This is a genomic window from Psychrosphaera sp. F3M07 (assembly GCF_018860345.1).
GTDB lineage: Bacteria > Pseudomonadota > Gammaproteobacteria > Enterobacterales > Alteromonadaceae > Psychrosphaera > Psychrosphaera aquimarina.
The window spans coordinates 41981-58174 of the sequence record NZ_JAHKPJ010000013.1; the positions used below are offsets into that span (position 1 = coordinate 41981).

A 16194-nucleotide genomic window follows, 5' to 3' on the forward strand; every position below is an offset into this window, starting at 1 on the left:
TTCTGGCTAGAAGTAAATAGGGGAGCCCTTAAAAAAGAATTAAGTTAGAAGATTTCGGTTTGATACATGCCAGATTCAATAAACTTTTTAGAGCGTTCAGAGATTTCGGAGAATTTAATCATTCTAGGACCGGTAGGCTCTGCAAGCGTGTAATCTAGCCCATCAATTTGCAGTTTATAATCAGTACTCAAGTGTGAAACATTAAGCCCAATAAGGGCATGTTCAGGCACATATATGATGGCAACTCTAAGTCTTGGGTACATCGCTTTTAAAATACTCGCCATCAATGTGACTTTACTATCACAATCGCCTTTATTGTTTGATATAAGTTTGATCGGAGGTGAAAAGCCTGAACCGTTAGACTGCGTGCGAGATTCTAGAGTGCTGTAAGGAATCGTTTGTAACCACGATAGTAAAAATATAGCCGTCCTTCTGGCATTCGCTCGGGGTAATATTTTTTTTAGTCTTTTTATTATTGGCGCTAAAGAGTCCGCACTTTCTTTAGCAAACCTAACATGATCTGGTTTATAGGATAAAGTTGATGGATTACCTCTATAACCTATTGGTTGGAATTCTATATAGTATTCCTGATGTAAATAATCTTTTAGTGATGAGTCATAGACATTCTTGAGTGTGACTGATTGCTGTTCCATCCATTCACGGCTAGTACTTTTAAACTCAAATTCTACTCCCTGGTAACTAGGTTTGATCTTTACACTACCTTTTCTGGGATCTAGTTGAGAAGCTGCTTGTTTTAACTTTTTGACTGAGTAGATTTGTAATCTTGAAGGCGTTAACGATTTAAAATGTCTGAAGTCGCTGTTTATGGCTTTAGTATTTAATTCAAAGTCCAAAGAATATGGCCTTGCGTTACTATTTTGCCATTTATACTCAAATTTTGTTTTGTCTCCAACTTGGGTTTTGTTGAAATATAGTTGCTCTGAGAAAACGTTTGGGCTGACTAAGTTAATCAATAATAGGAAAAACGATAATACTAATTTATTCAACACTTTCAGCTTCCTATTATTCATTGCATGTCTAAATATAGCGGCTGGAATTTATAAACCACTAATTTTATTAAGCCCAGTTTCACTTTAACTTACATGAATTGCAATATAGCTTGTGGCTTATTTTAGTTTGCATAGAGAGTTGTCAAAACATGACTGGTGTAATTCATTTGTGCAATCGTTATTATAGTGGAGGATTAATACTGATGGTCTTGATTCATTCCCCCAATTTTCATTACAAATTTGCTCTAATGTGCATGAGCAATCGATAATAACTCCAACGCATTAGCTTTGGTCGTGGCAGATATCGTATCTCCCCCTAACAATCTAGCTAGTTCATCTATCCTGCCAGTTTGATTTAAGGCTTCCATACTGGTTTGAGTCATACCTGAGTGTGTTTGTTTATTAACAAATTGTTGTTGGTGACCATAACATGCCACTTGAGGTAAATGAGTGACACAAATCACTTGGGTATTGTTACTCAATTCTCGCATTAGTTTACCAACTGCTGACGCTGTGGGACCAGAAACACCCACATCAACTTCATCAAATAGAAGGGTAGGTGTCGTAACCTTTTGGGCTATGATGACTTGAATTGCTAGGCTCATGCGACTTAGTTCACCACCAGATGCCACTTTTAATAGAGGCTGTAAGGGTTGACCTGGATTGGCACTGACTAAAAATTCAATTTTGTCAGAACCAAATTGTGTGAAAGTTTCCGGATCAGATTTTATCTCTATTTCAAAAACGGCATCCCCCATATTCAACTGTTGCATACTAGCTGTGATTTTTTGATTAAGTTGTTTTGCAAATTTTAACCGGCAATTAGTTAATTCAATGGCCAATTCTTTATAACTGTTTTTGGCTATTTCAATCTCACTTTCTAATTCGATAAGTCTATTATCCGAATTGGTCAGTTTATTTAACTCATCAGTTAGTTCTTCCAATTTTTCAATCAGTTGTTCAGGGAATACTTGGTGTTTGCGACTTAATTCAACGTAAAGGTTTAAACGTTGCTCAACTTCAATTAAACGCGCAGGGTTAAGTTCTAAATCGTCAATGTAGTTTCTAAGTTCACTAGTGCCTTCATCCAGCTGAATTAATGCTGAATCTAATAACTCAATAGTTGGTGTTAACCTCGAGTCTAAGTTTGAGGACTTATGTAGTAAAGAAAGGGCTGATTGTAATGCGGAATAAGCGTTGCCATTTTCGTTTTCATGCAATATGTCCAGAGCATGTTGGCTATCGCCTTGTAATGAATTAGCATGATGTAAACGTTTATGCTCTTGTTCTATCTCTTGGTATTCACCTTCTATTAATTCAGCATTGTTTAACTCATCTACCTGATATTGTAATAGTTGTTTTTGAGCACTAAATTCAGCTTGTTTTTCAGTTAATTGTTTAAATTCTGAGGTTTTGGATTGCAAATCAAGGTAGTTCGCTTTTAACTTATTTAAAAGAGTTTGATTGCCTGCGTATTGGTCTAACATAAAACGTTGATGTTCAGGTTTTGTCAGTAATTGGTGTGCGTGCTGACCATGAATACTTACTAATAAACTACCAATGCCTTTTAGCTGAGAGGCTGGAACTTGGCTACCATTAATATACGCTTTAGAGCGGCCTTCTTTTGAAATAACACGGCGCAGGATACACTCATCATCATTAAATAATTCATGTTCTTTTAACCAGTTTTGTGCAGAGGTTAAATTGGTAATATCAAACACAGCAATCACTTCGGCTTTATCTGTATTAGCTCTAACCATAGATGCTTCACTACGTTCGCCTAAAGCTTGTGCTAAAGCGTCAATCGCAATGGATTTCCCAGCGCCAGTTTCACCGGTAATGGTCGTCATTTGATTATGCCAATTCACTTCTAATTGGCTAACGATTGCAAAATTTTTAATGGCTAAAGAAAGTAACATATAGACACATCACAAAGATAATTAACTGTTGTAATATACAGTAGTTTAAATATTTTGGTATGTCTATATAAAATTAATTTAACTCTTAGTGTTACTAATAATTCTGTTTACCCCAGTGTAACTTTTTTCTAAGTACACTGTAATAATCGTGATTGGTAGGATGAACTAAACGAAGACCTAAATGATGTTTTTTAATAATAATTTCATCGCCGGGTTTTACTGACAACATAATGTGGCTGTCGCAGCTTATTTGTAGTAAGGAATCTTTAGCTTTTGAAACAATGATTTTAACTTCACTGTTGGCGTCAACCACTAATGGGCGGCTGGTTAATGTATGTGGAAACATTGGGACTAGTGCAATGGCGTTTAGATTTGGGTGAACAATAGGACCACCACCAGACAACGAATATGCTGTTGAGCCTGTAGGCGTGCAAACGATCAACCCATCTGAGCGTTGATGGAAAACAAATGATCCATCAATAAATGCCTCAAATTCGATCATGTGAGCAACTTTGTCAGCGTGCAGTACTACTTCGTTCATTGCTCGGTTACTGGCTTTTAACTCACCATCTCTATAAACCGATACATCTAATAAAAAACGTAATTCAGTTTTATATTTTCCATCGAGGACTTCGGTCAGAGACGTTTCATAATCGTCAGGGCTAAGATCAGTTAAAAAACCGAGATTCCCTCTATTCACTCCGATAACAGCCACGTCATGTTTACTTAATGTTCTGGCCGCGCCAAGCATATTACCGTCACCACCAACAACGATCGCTAAATCACATAGTTTGCCTAGCTCTAATAAATTCATAACAGGACAGCCGGCATCATTTATATAACTAGCAACGTTTTCCTCAACAACTATGTTGTGACCTTTACTTTTTAAGAAGTTATATAAGCCAACAACTGTCTCCATAGTGGCATCATGATTTGCTTTGCCAATTAATCCAATTGTTTTGAAGTGTTGAGCCATTGTATTTTACCTAAACGCCCTAATAGATGTATCTATATGCTAGAAATTGATTATCTAGTTGGGTTATAGCGTTTTTTCGACTGAATTAGAAGACTGACAAAACATTGAATCAAAAAAATATTACAAATACACGCTGCGAAATAATACTTAATTTAGTTATTAAAAATTATTTAAAATGTGGCAGCCCAATATCTTCTAAGGCTATTTCATCTTTAGATGAAATTTCAGCCAGTTCCGCGACCATCAGAAATGAAATGGTGGCCTTGGAAAAACAAGGACTTATTTTTTCGCCGCACACAAGTGCAGGTCGAATTCCGTCACGTGAAGGTTTACGACATTACGTCGATCACTTACTGGCGAACATTCAATGTAAACCCAACATGTTGCAAAAACTGTCTAGCAGTTTAGGTTATTCCTCAAATCCTGAGATAATTTGTGCTAAAGCCAGTAAGTTATTAGCAGACATGACGCGATTAACGGGTTTAGTAGTAATGCCGCAGAGTAATGATGTGGTAATACGTCAGTTGGAATTGGTGAGGTTAGCTGATCGACGTCTACTATGCGTATTAATAGATGAACATGATCAAGTGCAAAATCGTGTTGTTGAATTAGCACAACCTGTGTCAGAGCCTGTTTTACAACAGACGGTTCAGTTGCTTAATATTGCTTTAGCCGGTTTTACTATGGCGGAAGGGGCAGAGCGTTTACCTTATTTAATAAAACAAATGGACGTCGCTGTTTTTGAGTTAGTGAAACAAACGTTATTCGGAGACACATTAGTAGCGAATGAACTATTGGTTTACTCTTCTGGTGAGACGCGTTTATTAAATAATGAAATTTCAAACGACACAGACACCTTACGTAAATTGCTTAAATCGTTTGAAGATGTGTCGGCGTTAAACGGAATATTTACACAAAGTAAAAATAATAATGGTGTTTCAGTGTTTATCGGTGAAGAGATCGGTGTTGAGCTTTTTTCCAATTGCAGTGTTGTTGTTAAGCCGTTATTCAAAGATAATAGGGTTGTTGGATATATTTCAGTGGTCGGTTCAATAAGGATGGATTATGCGTCAGTTATATCTGCAGTAGACGTTACTGCGAATATTCTGTCATCAGCCTTGAATCGAGAATTTCAATCCCCATAATATGCCACAACACATTTTTCCTATAGTTAGAGTGGTTTGGAGTCTATAACCCCATGTCTGATCAAGATCAAAACAACGAACAATTAGAAAATGAACAACAAGACGCTGAAGTTGTTAACAATGAAGCAGAAGTTCAATCTGAAGAAATCGACGCAATAGCTCACATTGCACAGCTACAAGCTGAGTTAGCGGAAGCGAAAGCAACCATTGAAGGCCAAAAAGACTCTGTGATCAGAGCTGCTGCTGATAACGACAATATCCGTCGTCGAGCTGCAATTGATGTTGAAAAAGCTCACAAATTTGCATTAGAAAAATTCGCGAATGAGTTATTGCCTGTCATCGACAATTTAGAGCGAGCCGTCGAATTTTCTGACAAAGAAAACGAAGCATTAAAGCCGTTAATCGAAGGTATCGAGTTAACGCAGAAGTCATTTATTGACGCTGTTGCTAAGTTTGGTGTTGAGTTAGTTAACCCTCAAGGTGAAAAGTTTAATGCAGAGTTCCATCAAGCTATGTCAATGCAACCTAGCGAAGATGTTGAACCTAATACAGTAATAGCTGTAATGCAAAAAGGCTTTACCTTAAATGGTCGTTTACTTAGACCGGCTATGGTTATGGTTTCTAAAGCACCTTAGTATTTATAATATATTATCCATTTCTGAATAATATATTTGAAAATTAACATTAAAAACCCGCTATTGGCGGGTTTTTTATTATTTGGATTGCGGTAACATCCGTTAATCAAATTGGTAATGAATACCACTAAATAGATAGAAACGAGATAAACAATGACAAACGTGGGAATATTTGGCGCAAACGGCCGTATGGGACGTAATTTAATAGAAGCGGTAGTTGCAGATGAAACGGCAACATTATCAGCTTGTTCGGTTAGAGAGTCTTCGCCATTTGATAAAATGGATGCAGGATTGATAGCTGGTATTGGCGCAACGAATATTTATGCAAGTTCTGAATTAGAAAGTTTGGCGCCTTTAACCAATGTTTGGATTGATTTCACTTTACCAGAGGCGTTAAGTGCCAATATTGATTTCTGTGTTAAACATAAGTTAAACATGGTGATAGGGGTTACTGGTTTACCTGAAACCTTATTAGAAAAAATGAAAGATGCATCTCAGCATATTGCTATTGTATTTGCGGCTAACTTTTCTACCGGTGTTAATTTGTTATATAAGTTGCTAGAAGTCGCATCAAAAACCATAGGTGATGACTGTGATATCGAAATAATAGAAGGTCACCATAGATACAAAAAAGATGCACCATCGGGAACTGCAATGGCGTTGGGGCAAGTGATCGCCGATACGTTAGATCGTGATTTAAACAAAGTTGCCGTGTACGGAAGAGAAGGCGATACCGGTGAACGAGACCGAGAAACCATAGGTTTTGCCACGGTAAGAGCTGGAGATATAGTTGGTGATCATACGGTTTTGTTTGCAGATATAGGTGAACGCATCGAAATAACACATAAGGCAACTAGCAGATTAACGTTTGCCAAAGGTGCAGTAAGGGCTGCAAACTGGTTGAGTGACAAACAAAATGGCCTGTTTGATATGCAAGATGTACTTAGTTTAAAAGAACTTAATATATAAAATAACGGCCTAATGCATTTTTTTTACTTAAATGGACTGTTTTTATAATTTATGTATTTTTTCCTAGCCTAATGATGATCTCTTAGCTACAATAATCGAAATTTGCCTAACGCAAATGCTGTTGCTCATTTGTCAGATGAAAAAACAGGTTTGTATGGCTAAGATTAACCGGTTGCAGATAAAAACGTAAAATCTGCATATCATTGCTAGGAGGTTATCTTGACTCAACCCGCGCTATTGGTTCTAGAAGATGGAACTATATTCCGAGGTACCGCAATTGGTGCTGAAGGTATGTCAGTTGGCGAAGTAGTTTTTAATACTTCAATGACAGGCTATCAGGAAATTATTACTGACCCATCTTACGCTGAACAAATCATAACTTTAACCTATCCACATATTGGTAACTACGGTACTAATTCTGAAGACGAAGAAAACGATAAAATTTGGGCCAAAGGCCTAGTTATTCGTGATTTACCTTTAGTAGCTAGTAACTTTCGTAGTGAACAAGATTTAAGTACTTACTTAAAAAATAACAATGTTGTTGGCATTGCAGATATTGATACTCGCAAATTAACTCGTATTCTACGTGACAAAGGTGCGCAGAACGGTTGTATCATTGCGTTAGGTGAAATTGATGAGGCCAAAGCGTTAGAAGCTGCTAAACAATTCCCTGGTATTAAAGGAATGGATTTAGCGAAAGTAGTTAGTTGCACAAAACCATATCAATGGACAATGGGCAGCTGGCAATTAGGTCAAGGTTATTCAGAACTAGCAGAAGAACGTTTTCATGTTGTTGCTTATGACTTCGGTGTTAAACGCAATATTTTACGTATGTTAGTTGATCGTGGGTGTCGACTAACTGTTGTACCTGCACAAACATCAGCGGAAGAAGTACTAGCACTTAATCCTGATGGCATATTCTTATCTAATGGACCTGGCGATCCAGAGCCATGTACATATGCAGTTGATGCAATCAAATCATTTTTAGAAACAGATATTCCAGTTTTTGGTATTTGTTTAGGTCATCAATTACTGGCTATTGCAAGTGGTGCAAAAACTGAAAAAATGAAATTTGGTCATCATGGTGGTAACCACCCAGTTCAAGATTTAGCAACCAAAAAAGTAATGATCACTGCTCAAAATCATGGTTTTGCGGCTCAAGAGAGTTCATTGCCTGATAATTTAGTTGCGACTCATAAATCTTTGTTCGACGGTACATTACAAGGTATTCATCGCACAGATAAACCAGCATTTAGTTTCCAAGGTCACCCTGAAGCGAGTCCTGGTCCACATGACGCAGCGCCTTTGTTTGATCATTTCATCGAACTAATGACTGAGCGTAAATAATACTAATACAGATTTAAGAGAAGAATTCCTATGCCAAAACGTTCCGACATAAAAAGCATTCTGTTATTAGGTGCTGGTCCAATAGTTATCGGTCAAGCTTGTGAGTTTGACTATTCAGGCGCTCAAGCTTGTAAAGCATTACGCGAAGAAGGTTATCGAGTTATTCTAGTTAACTCTAACCCAGCGACAATAATGACAGATCCAGAGATGGCCGATGCAACGTACATCGAACCAATTCACTGGGAAGTAGTAGAAAAAATAATTGAAAAAGAACGCCCAGACGCGGTTTTACCTACCATGGGTGGTCAAACGGCCCTTAACTGTGCATTAGACTTAGAAAAACACGGCGTGCTTGCAAAGTATGGTGTGGAAATGATTGGTGCATCGGCGGATGCCATCGATAAAGCGGAAAACAGAGAACGCTTCGACAAAGCGATGAAGGCCATAAATCTTGAATGTCCTCGTGCTGAAACTGCTCAATCTATGGATGAAGCTAAAGACGTACTTAGTCGAATCGGTTTTCCTTGTATTATTCGTCCTTCGTTTACTATGGGCGGAAGCGGTGGCGGTATCGCTTACAATAAAGAAGAGTTCGAAGAAATTTGTACACGTGGTCTAGATTTATCTACCACGAATGAAATTCTGATTGATGAATCACTTATCGGTTGGAAAGAATATGAGATGGAAGTGGTTCGTGATAAAAACGACAACTGCATCATTATTTGTTCTATCGAAAACTTCGATGCCATGGGTGTACATACGGGTGACTCAATCACTGTAGCGCCTGCACAAACATTATCTGATAAAGAATATCAAATAATGCGTAATGCCTCTATTGCGGTATTGCGTGAAATTGGTGTTGAGACGGGTGGTTCTAACGTACAGTTTGGTGTTAATCCAGTAGATGGCCGTATGGTGATCATCGAGATGAACCCACGTGTATCTCGTTCATCGGCGTTGGCTTCAAAAGCAACAGGTTTCCCAATTGCAAAAATCGCGGCTAAGTTAGCTGTAGGTTATACATTAGATGAGTTAAGTAATGACATTACAGGTGGCACAACGCCAGCCTCGTTTGAACCGACCATCGATTATGTTGTAACTAAGTTACCACGCTTCAACTTTGAAAAATTTGCTGGTTCTGACGATCGTTTAACAACACAGATGAAATCTGTGGGTGAAGTGATGGCAATTGGTCGTAACCAACAAGAATCATTACAAAAAGCCTTGCGTGGACTAGAAGTTGGCGTATCAGGTTTCGACCCGATTATTGACCTTGAATCTGAAGGCGCACACGACAAGATTATTCATGAACTTAAAGAGCCTGGTTCTGATCGTATTTGGTATATTGCCGATGCATTCCGTAGTGGCATGGATTTAGACGCTATCTTTAAATTAACGAATGTAGACCCTTGGTTCTTAGTTCAAATTGAAGACATAATTAAATCTGAATCTGAAGTAGTAAAACGTGGTTTTGCTGGTTTAGATAAAGGTTTCTTACGTTCATTAAAACGTAAAGGTTTTGCTGATGCTCGTATCTCTGATTTATTAGCAGTAAGTGAATCTGAAGTTCGTAAAAAACGTCAAACGTTTAAAATTCATCCGGTTTACAAACGTGTTGATACATGTGCTGCAGAGTTTAGTTCAGATACAGCTTACATGTATTCAAGTTACGATGAAGAGTGTGAATCGAACCCGTCTGACAAAGATAAGATCATGGTTATCGGTGGCGGTCCAAACCGTATCGGCCAAGGTATTGAGTTTGATTACTGTTGTGTTCACGCATCTCTTGCATTGCGTGAAGATGGTTATGAAACCATCATGGTTAACTGTAATCCTGAAACGGTATCTACAGACTACGATACATCTGATCGTTTGTATTTCGAATCAATCACGCTTGAAGATGTATTAGAAATAGTTCGTATTGAAAAGCCTGTTGGCGTTATTGTTCAATATGGTGGTCAAACGCCACTTAAGTTAGCTCGTGCATTAGAAGCAAACGGTGTGCCAATCATTGGTACCTCTCCAGATGCAATTGACCGTGCTGAAGACCGTGAACGTTTTCAACAAATGGTTGAGCGTTTAGGTTTATTACAACCAGAAAATGCAACAGTGACTTCTACTGAGCAAGCTATTCTGAAAAGTGCTGATATAGGTTTTCCGCTAGTTGTTCGTCCATCTTACGTACTAGGTGGTAGAGCAATGGAGATTGTATATGATGAAGCTGACTTGCGTCGTTATATGACAGATGCCGTATCAGTATCAAATGATTCTCCAGTATTACTTGATCACTTTTTAGATAACGCAATCGAAGTAGATGTTGATGCAATATGTGATGGAACTGATGTTCTCATTGGTGGCATCATGGAACATATTGAACAAGCGGGTGTTCACTCAGGTGACTCGGCATGTTCATTACCTGCATATTCATTGTCTCAAGAAATTCAAGATGTGATGCGCAAACAAGTGCGTGACATGGCACTAGAGCTTGGTGTAATTGGTTTAATGAATACCCAGTTTGCTGTTAAAGATAACAAAGTGTATTTAATTGAAGTTAACCCTCGTGCTGCTCGAACTGTTCCATTTGTATCAAAAGCAACCGCGATTCCACTTGCAAAAGTAGCGGCTCGTGTGATGGCTGGTAAGAGTTTAGCTGAGCAAGGAATAACGAAAGAAGTAATTCCTCCTTACTTCTCAGTTAAAGAAGTGGTTATGCCATTTAACAAATTCCTTGGTGTTGACCCTATTCTTGGTCCTGAAATGCGCTCAACTGGTGAAGTTATGGGTGTTGGTAATACGTTTGAAGAAGCGTTTGCTAAAGCTGAACTAGGTGCTGGTATTGAAATCGCTCGCGGCGGTCGTGCATTAATTTCAGTTCGCGACTCAGATAAAGTTCGCGTGATTGGCTTGGCTCAAAAACTAATTGAAGCTGGGTTTGAATTAGATGCAACACGTGGTTGTCATAAAGTACTTGAAGAAGCTGGCATTGAATGTCGTAAAGTAAACAAGGTATTTGAAGGGCGTCCACATATACTTGACCGAATTAAAAATGGTGAGTACAACTACATAGTTAATACGGTTGAAGGTCGTCAAGCGATTGAAGATTCAAAAGTATTGCGTCGTGGTGCATTACGTTATAAAGCGAACTACACAACAACATTAAATGCAGCATTTGCAACTTGTTTAGCAAATTCAGCGGATGATCGTGGTAGTGTAGAGTCATTACAAAACTTACATAAGAGAATTCAGTAATATGAGTACTCAAGTTCCGATGACAGTTCATGGTGCAGAAGCTCTGCGCCTTGAATTGATAGAGTTAAAAACAGTTCGCCGTCCAAAAATTGTTGCCGATATAGCATCGGCGCGTGAACATGGCGATCTAAAAGAAAATGCTGAATATCATGCTGCGCGTGAACAACAAGGATTTTGCGAAGGACGAATTCAAGAAATTGAAGCAAAACTTTCTAATGTTCAGATCATTGATGTCACCAAAATGCCTAATACAGGCAAAGTCATCTTTGGTACGACAGTGACCATCTTAAACTGTGAAACGGAAGAAGAAATTAAGTATCACATCGTTGGTCAAGATGAAGCGGATATAAAAGCTGGCAAGATCTCTATAGGATCACCAATTGCCCGAGGCTTAATTGGTAAAAGTGTCGATGATGTTGCTAAGATTCAAACACCTTCAGGTATGGTTGAATACGAAATAGTAGAAGTTGAGTATATTTAATAATCTACTTAATTCTAAGCATTAAAAAAAACCGTCATTAGACGGTTTTTTTATTTTAGTAAGGTCAACTTCTATTTAATTTGTCCATGACGTTTACTATGTCGCTGACCCCTGAATTAATATCTGAAATGTTATCACTTAGTTTTTTAACTAATTCAGTACCTGCATTTACTTGTTCAATACTGGCTTGCATAGTTTTAGCAGCCTTTTGCGATAACTCAATATTTTGTTTAATGACATCGGCTATTTCAGTTGTTGATGAACTCGTTCTTGCTGCTAACCCCCTAACTTCGTCGGCAACCACTGCAAATCCTCGACCTTGCTCACCGGCTCTTGCTGCTTCTATTGCTGCATTGAGTGCTAATAAATTTGTTTGTTCTGCAATTGAGCTAATGGTGTTTACTATATTGTTGATTTGATCTGATTGAGTATTTAATGCATCAAGATTTTGAGATGCAAAAGTAATATCGGCTGATAACGAATCCATAATATTAATAGTGTCATTAACTACCTCAGAGCCAAGTTGTGCTGCTTTATCGGCATCTAACGAAGTTGCAAATACTACTTTTCGAGCATTCATCGCAGCATTTACACGTGTTGAAACATCAGTTGCAAATTTAATGACCTTAATTAATTCCCCCTTGATGTTAAAAATAGGATTGTAACTGGCTTCTAACCAAATAGTTTCACCGTTACTACTTACTCTTTTAAATTGACCCGATACAAATTGACCACGGTTAAGTGTTTCCCAAAATTGACGATATTCATTCGACTTTGCGTAATCGGTCTCACAAAACATCCTGTGGTGTTTGCCTAATATTTGTTCTAAATTGTATCCAGTTGAATCAAGAAAGTTGTTATTTGCTGCCAAAACTTCCCCAGCCAAGTTGAACTCTATGATTGCCATAGAGCGTGCAATTGCATCAACCATATTTTTTTGTTCTTGTGCTTTTTCAATGGACTCTGTGATGTTAGAAGCAAACTTAATGATCTTTACTAGATTACGATCTTTATCGAAGACTGGATTATAACTAGCTTCTAACCATACTATTTCATTGTTTGCAGTTATCCGTTCATATTGGCCTTTTATATATTCACCATTATTTAGGTGCTGCCAAAATTGTTTGTATTCTTCACTGTTAGTCAAGCTAGTTTGGCAAAACATCTTATGGTGATGGCCAATGATGTCCTCGAGTTTATAATTCATCAGTGTCAGAAAATTTTCGTTGGCATGAATTATCTCGCCAGAGGGAGTAAACTCTATGACCGCCATAGAGCGGTTGATAGCATCAAGTTTAGAAGTTAGCTGGGTTATTTGACTTCTCATTTCGTTTAGTTCGATCGAATGATCAGTTTGTACCTTGAACGGGTTGAACATATATTTTTTCCCTACCTATATGATGATATTGAACATTGTAATATTGAAAGCGGTTTAACGATCTAAAATAAAGATAGACTATTAATTGTATTTAGATATTTATCCCATATATAAAAGCAAAAATAAGTCGGGGCAGAAACATGAGTAATATAGTTGATATAACATTAGAAAATTTTCAACAGGTTTTGTTAGAGAAGTCTAAACAAACATTGGTGATGGTTCAGTTTTGGGCAGATTGGTGTGAGTCATGTAAACAACTTAGTCCAAGTTTAGTTTCAGTTGCTGCTCAATATCCAAATGATCTTATTTTTGCCCGCGTTAATTGTGACGAACAACAGCAAATAGCAATGCAATTTGGTGTGAAAAGCCTACCGACAGTAGCCATAATGAAAGATGGACAACCCATCGATGGTTTTGCAGGGGTTCAGCCAGAGTCGGAAATTTTAGCTTTATTACAAAAACACTTACCAAAAGAACAAGATGCCTGGTACGCAAGTGCCGTCGAGTTTGCGCAACAAAACAATTGGCTAGATGCCTATCCGTTATTTAAAAAAGCCTTTGAAGCAGAACAATCACGAATGGAGTTTCTGTTCGGGTTTACTAATGCGAGTATTGAATTAGGGAAATTAGAAGACGCTCAAACATTATTAGACAGTGTATTGATAGTGAACCAAGACTCTACCTATAATCAATTAATCGCTAAATTAGATTTAGCCTCGAATGCGGCGGATTCACCTGAGATTGTAAAATTACAAGCTGAACTTGCTAATGAACCTGAGTCTTTTCAACTGAAACAGCAATTAGCATTGGCCTTCAGTCAAGTGAATAGAAATGAAGAAGCATTAGACTTGTTATATGAAATATTAAAATCTGACATGAGTTTTGGTGAAGCGAAAAAATATTATTTAGATATCGTCTCTAATTTAGCCAGTGGTGATGAACTCGCCAGTAAGTATCGTCGTAAACTATATACCTTAATGTATTAATACCATCCTTATTAAATAAGCAAAAAAAAAGATTGGTTAACCTAACCAATCTTTCATTCTTCCATATTGATAAAAGAATCGCTGACCTGTCCGTCTAAACTGGGCAAAAGGTAAACTGGGCAGAGCGGATATTAAAGGGGAGACAACATCTTTCTCTTGAATGAGTTCAGACAATAACTTGCCTGCGTATGCACTAAAAGAAACGCCCGAACCACAATATCCGGTAGCATAAAAAATATCATCGTCAGTCTTATGTATATGTGGCATTTGGTCAAAAGCGACCGATATCCAACCAATCCAATTGTAATCTATCGTTATAGTGCTAAGTTCTGGAAAGCAGGATTTTAATTCAGACAATAACCTATTAGCGTATTTAGGTTTAGTCGCGTCTTTTCCTGAAATGGCACCTCGTCCGCCAAATAAAATTCGATTATCAGGTAATAAGCGGTAATAGTATTTTAATTCTCGAGTATCCATCATCACTTGGTGAGTGTTAAAGTTTGAGCGTTTTAACTCATCAGCTGTTAATGGCCGAGTGACAATGACATTGGTTAACACTGGTAAAATTTTGTTTTTTATTGGGGTATTTAAACCTTTAGGTGTGTATCCGTTCGTAGCTATCACTAATTTATCAGCCAACACAGATCCAAATTCCGTGTTTACTGAATGCTGTTGACCGCTTTTGGTTATCTGGTTAACTGGGCTTTGATTATAAATAGTTACCCCTAGAGAAGTCGCATACTCAGCATAACTATTAACTAACTTAAGTGGGTTAATGCCAAAACCATTATTGTAACGAATAGCCCCAAATACATTTTTATGATCGACATAATCATGACAGAAATCATACTTTGAAATGATCTCTACATCATAGTTAAACTCTTGGTGAAGGTAATTTGCCGAGTCCTTTAACTTTTCAAACCAATTTTTACTGTGGGCTAGTTTTAAATAACCAAGTTCAGTTTTATCAATATTGGCTTTGGTCTTTATAGCTAAGGTGTCGACTAATTCAATAGCAGACATGAAATCATCATGTAATTTGTGGGTAGGCGCTAGTCCAAAGCGGTCAACAAGTTGTTTATAACCAAGTCGACCAGAACCTGGTAAAACAAAACCTGCGTTTCTACCACTACAACCCCAACCAATTTCGTTAGCTTCAACGACAACAATATTATTAACGCCTTGTTGCGCTAAATGAATAGCGCAACTTAAACCAGTATATCCCGCACCAACAATAACAACATTAGCGTTAACATCACTATTTAGGGGAGCATAATTGATTGGCGATGTAGTAGAGCTCCAATACGACTCTGGAAAACCTTGTTGGTTGTTAAGTTGCTTATTCGTTAATGGATCATACATGGCTGCGATTACTCTTTATCAAATTCCAACATCATTTCAGATGCATTACAAAAACAATCTTCACCGCAAATTATGCACACATAATCTTGTAAAGCTTCATCTTCATGCCAGCGTCTTGGGTGGGTTTTTATTAACACTCCACCGGCTTTAGTAAAGTACTTAAATGATGCATTTCCAGGACTTTGCATCCAAATGTGACTTAACCCTGCTTTTGCACCCATTTGTTTTAAAGTGGTCATGGACTCAGACAGTAATTTTCCGCCCAACCCTTTTCCCTGAAAATCAGGATGGATAGTATTACATTTAAAATAGGCGACAAGCTCTGTCGCTATTGGCCAAAGCTCAGGAGTGCACCAACGATCAAGTTGCCAATTATTAGGGGCGTAAGTGATACGAAAGCCAACTAACATGTCACCATGATACAAAACAAAGCTGGAGTTTAATCCATCCTTTATTCCCTTAAGGTGCATAGCGGCTAATGTATCTGGAAATAAATAACCGTCGCCGTGGACTAAATTCCCTAAGTTAATAACATCAGTAAAGTGCTCTTCACTTAAATTGTAGAGTTGAAATTGTGTTTTCATATTCAAATTCTTAATAGAAACGTTTTATTCATAGTAGCGTTTTTAAATAGTTTGTCTTTAATTGAAGCTAAAAATAACCTAATTCAAACGTATTTAGCTGAGTATTTACGCGGTTTGTGTGTTTATTGTTCGGTTGAACGGTTTTTGTAATTT

Annotated in this window: 13 protein-coding genes; 7 read left to right on the forward strand and 6 right to left on the reverse strand. The window is 37.7% G+C overall.

Annotated elements, in window-relative coordinates; genetic code table 11:
- Positions 1–44: 44 nt before the first annotated feature.
- The 3 genes from KO505_RS06390 to nadK form a co-directional block, all read right to left on the reverse strand.
- Entirely contained in the window at positions 45–1010 is a 966-nt protein-coding gene (locus tag KO505_RS06390) for a hypothetical protein (protein ID WP_216054623.1), read from the reverse strand.
- Positions 1011–1255: 245 nt separating this feature from the next.
- Positions 1256–2929 (reverse strand): DNA repair protein RecN, encoded by a 1674-nt coding sequence (recN, locus tag KO505_RS06395; RefSeq protein WP_216054624.1) that lies wholly within the window; start codon positions 2927–2929, stop codon positions 1256–1258.
- Between the two features lie 94 nt (positions 2930–3023).
- Positions 3024–3905 (reverse strand): NAD(+) kinase, encoded by an 882-nt coding sequence (gene nadK, locus KO505_RS06400; protein WP_216054625.1) that lies wholly within the window; start codon positions 3903–3905, stop codon positions 3024–3026.
- Positions 3906–4009: 104 nt separating this feature from the next.
- Between nadK and hrcA the strand changes: the two genes are divergently transcribed.
- The 6 genes from hrcA (at position 4010) to greA (ending at position 11731) form a co-directional block, all read left to right on the forward strand.
- Positions 4010–5050 (forward strand): heat-inducible transcriptional repressor HrcA, encoded by a 1041-nt coding sequence (hrcA, locus tag KO505_RS06405; protein WP_216054626.1) that lies wholly within the window; start codon positions 4010–4012, stop codon positions 5048–5050.
- Positions 5051–5103: 53 nt separating this feature from the next.
- Positions 5104–5685, forward strand: a complete 582-nt coding sequence (gene grpE, locus KO505_RS06410) for a nucleotide exchange factor GrpE (RefSeq protein WP_216054627.1) — start codon at positions 5104–5106, stop codon at positions 5683–5685.
- A gap of 153 nt (positions 5686–5838) precedes the next feature.
- Positions 5839–6654, forward strand: a complete 816-nt coding sequence (gene dapB / locus KO505_RS06415; protein ID WP_216054628.1) for a 4-hydroxy-tetrahydrodipicolinate reductase — start codon at positions 5839–5841, stop codon at positions 6652–6654.
- Positions 6655–6873: 219 nt separating this feature from the next.
- Positions 6874–8001 carry a glutamine-hydrolyzing carbamoyl-phosphate synthase small subunit gene (gene carA / locus KO505_RS06420; protein ID WP_216054629.1) on the forward strand — a complete coding sequence of 376 codons (1128 nt, stop codon included), beginning with the start codon at positions 6874–6876 and terminating at the stop codon, positions 7999–8001.
- 30 nt (positions 8002–8031) lie between these two features.
- Positions 8032–11250, forward strand: coding sequence for a carbamoyl-phosphate synthase large subunit (gene carB / locus KO505_RS06425; protein WP_216054630.1), 3219 nt, complete (start codon positions 8032–8034; stop codon positions 11248–11250).
- A 1-nt stretch (position 11251) separates the two neighbouring features.
- Positions 11252–11731, forward strand: coding sequence for a transcription elongation factor GreA (gene greA / locus KO505_RS06430; protein WP_216054631.1), 480 nt, complete (start codon positions 11252–11254; stop codon positions 11729–11731).
- Positions 11732–11795: 64 nt separating this feature from the next.
- Here greA and KO505_RS17525 read toward each other — a convergent pair whose 3' ends face one another.
- Entirely contained in the window at positions 11796–13109 is a 1314-nt protein-coding gene (locus KO505_RS17525; protein WP_216054632.1) for a methyl-accepting chemotaxis protein, read from the reverse strand.
- 122 nt (positions 13110–13231) lie between these two features.
- Between KO505_RS17525 and KO505_RS06440 the strand changes: the two genes are divergently transcribed.
- Positions 13232–14095 carry a tetratricopeptide repeat protein gene (locus KO505_RS06440; protein ID WP_371819967.1) on the forward strand — a complete coding sequence of 288 codons (864 nt, stop codon included), beginning with the start codon at positions 13232–13234 and terminating at the stop codon, positions 14093–14095.
- A gap of 36 nt (positions 14096–14131) precedes the next feature.
- On the opposite strand, the gene KO505_RS06445 is transcribed toward KO505_RS06440, so the two are convergent.
- Positions 14132–15457 carry an FAD-binding oxidoreductase gene (locus tag KO505_RS06445; protein WP_216054634.1) on the reverse strand — a complete coding sequence of 442 codons (1326 nt, stop codon included), beginning with the start codon at positions 15455–15457 and terminating at the stop codon, positions 14132–14134.
- Positions 15458–15465: 8 nt separating this feature from the next.
- Positions 15466–16041, reverse strand: coding sequence for a GNAT family N-acetyltransferase (locus tag KO505_RS06450; RefSeq protein ID WP_216054635.1), 576 nt, complete (start codon positions 16039–16041; stop codon positions 15466–15468).
- Positions 16042–16194 lie beyond the last annotated feature (153 nt).

Excerpts from the sequence above, each read along its gene's own strand:
- recN (WP_216054624.1), bottom strand. The coding sequence starts at position 2,929 with ATGTTACTTTCTTTAGCCATTAAAAATTTTGCAATCGTTAGCCAATTA.
- nadK (WP_216054625.1), bottom strand. The coding sequence starts at position 3,905 with ATGGCTCAACACTTCAAAACAATTGGATTAATTGGCAAAGCAAATCAT.
- grpE (WP_216054627.1), top strand. The coding sequence starts at position 5,104 with ATGTCTGATCAAGATCAAAACAACGAACAATTAGAAAATGAACAACAA.
- dapB (WP_216054628.1), top strand. The coding sequence starts at position 5,839 with ATGACAAACGTGGGAATATTTGGCGCAAACGGCCGTATGGGACGTAAT.
- carB (WP_216054630.1), top strand. The coding sequence starts at position 8,032 with ATGCCAAAACGTTCCGACATAAAAAGCATTCTGTTATTAGGTGCTGGT.
- greA (WP_216054631.1), top strand. The coding sequence starts at position 11,252 with ATGAGTACTCAAGTTCCGATGACAGTTCATGGTGCAGAAGCTCTGCGC.
- KO505_RS17525 (WP_216054632.1), bottom strand. The coding sequence starts at position 13,109 with ATGTTCAACCCGTTCAAGGTACAAACTGATCATTCGATCGAACTAAAC.
- KO505_RS06445 (WP_216054634.1), bottom strand. The coding sequence starts at position 15,457 with ATGTATGATCCATTAACGAATAAGCAACTTAACAACCAACAAGGTTTT.
- KO505_RS06450 (WP_216054635.1), bottom strand. The coding sequence starts at position 16,041 with ATGAAAACACAATTTCAACTCTACAATTTAAGTGAAGAGCACTTTACT.